Here is a 1,720-nt window from a genome sequence, read left to right as displayed (position 1 = left end):
TCGTGCTCATCGCGGCGCCGCAGTGGCTCGGCATGTCCTCGGTCTACGGGCTGCCGCTCGGCCTGGTCGCCATCGCGGGCGGCCTCACCTGGCTGCTCATGCGGCTCTGGCAGCCTGCGGGCGACTCCGACGACGACGACGGCACGGTCTGACCCACCGGCGGTCGCGGTGACTGGGCCAGCGCCTCGTCGATCCGCGCGATCTCGTCCAGCGTGCGTTGGCTGGCGAAGTGGTACAGCGTCAGCCACGAGAAGCGGTTCGTGAGCAGGACCAGCCCGAAGATCAGGCCCGCGACCACCGCCCCTCCCAGGACCAGGAACGCCGTGGCGACCAGGCCCTGGCTGGTGGGTCGACCGTGCTCGCGGAGGAACCGCCGGGACGGCTGAACCCGGACCGCACGAGCAGGCTCGAGAGCGTGAAGGCGACCACCAGCCATGCCACGGGCCCGCGGATCCCGGGGGCCTGCGTCAGCGCCACGCCCGTCAGGACGAGGAGGGCGACGAGCTCGACCAGCGGGACGCGCGGCGGTCAGGATCCGGTCCACCCGTGCGACCAGGTCGGACCGCATCGAGGCGAACCTCGGGTACCCGCCACCGACCGCGAGGATCCGCAGCACCAGCTCCGCCGCAGGCACCCGTTCCGGCTCGCGCAACACGACACAGGTCGCGAAGTACTCCTGGAGCCGTCGGTGCGAGAAGGTGACCTCGACGCCTGCCGAGCCTGCGTGGGCCTCGTCGATCGCCCTGAGCAGCTTGGTGTAGGTCGGGCTCGACGGCGAACAGGTCCTGGATCCGCACCCGGTCGCGTTCGAACCGCTCCTGCACATGGCTCTCGATGACCCGGTGCGCGCTCTCGGGGAAGGGACTGCCCGACCGCGCGTTCTCGCACAGCAGACCGAGGAACATCGGGTTGTCGGTCAGCGCCCGGATGTCCTCGCCCGCGTGCTCGAGGTCTGCGACCAGGATCTGCTCGACGTCGGCAGGGAGGTCGGCCTTCTCGATCAGGGCCGGCTTGCGCTGCCAGGTCAGCGGCACGACCACGAACGTCGGCAGATCCCGCCTGCGGGCCGGTCCGCGGAACTCCCGGGACGCGATCACCCCGCGACAGGCGCCCAGCCCATGCAGGAAGTCCTCGAGGGCGTCGCTGTAGGCCGCGATCGTCGTGTCCGCCTCGACCCGCGCCCAGCACCGCCGGGATCTCGTCGAAGGAGTCGAACAGGAACAGCCAGGTGCCCTCCTCGATGCCGCGGTCGAACTCGTCCTCGAGGAACTTGTCGATGGCGGCAGCGTGATCCCCGACTCCCGCTGGAGCTTCTCCAGCGTCGACTCACCCGCAGGCTCCGCGAGCACCCACCAGTAGGTCACCGAGCCCGCCCCCTCGCGTCGAGGCTCGACGGAAGGTCGCTCCACCACTACGCCCTGTTACCACTCACGTCCCACCGCTCGTCCGGGCCGTGGGTCGCCTTCACAGCCGGCTGGTCACGGCCTCGCGGGCCAGCTCGGCGGCACCCACGACCGCGGCGGCGGAGCCGAGCTGGGCGGTGCGGATGCGGGCCGGCGGCCGGTTGCCCGCCCCCGTCACGATCCTGGCGTAGTGCTCGCGGGCCTCGTCCAGGAACAGCGGGGCGGACACCGAGACCCCGCCGCCGATCACGACGAGCTCGGGATCGAAGACGTCGGCGATCAGCGACAGCCCCTCCCCCAGCCAGCGGCCCATCTCG

Annotated in this window: 2 protein-coding genes; one reads left to right on the top strand and one right to left on the bottom strand. The window is 71.5% G+C overall.

The window, feature by feature from the left end; genetic code table 11:
• The first annotated feature begins 1,161 nt into the window (after window positions 1-1,161).
• Window positions 1,162-1,359 carry a hypothetical protein gene (locus tag H5J29_RS31575; RefSeq protein ID WP_181784583.1) on the top strand — a complete coding sequence of 66 codons (198 nt, stop codon included), beginning with the start codon at window positions 1,162-1,164 and terminating at the stop codon, window positions 1,357-1,359.
• 105 nt (window positions 1,360-1,464) lie between these two features.
• Here H5J29_RS31575 and H5J29_RS31570 read toward each other — a convergent pair.
• Window positions 1,465-1,720 (bottom strand): ROK family protein (locus H5J29_RS31570; protein ID WP_181784582.1); only part of this gene is annotated, 256 nt, incomplete at its 5' end.

It is taken from the genome of Pseudonocardia pini, assembly GCF_013870575.1.
GTDB classification, from domain to species: domain Bacteria; phylum Actinomycetota; class Actinomycetes; order Mycobacteriales; family Pseudonocardiaceae; genus Pseudonocardia; species Pseudonocardia pini.
The sequence above is the reverse complement of the archived record's forward strand: the minus strand, read 5'-3'. Positions and strand labels throughout refer to the sequence as shown.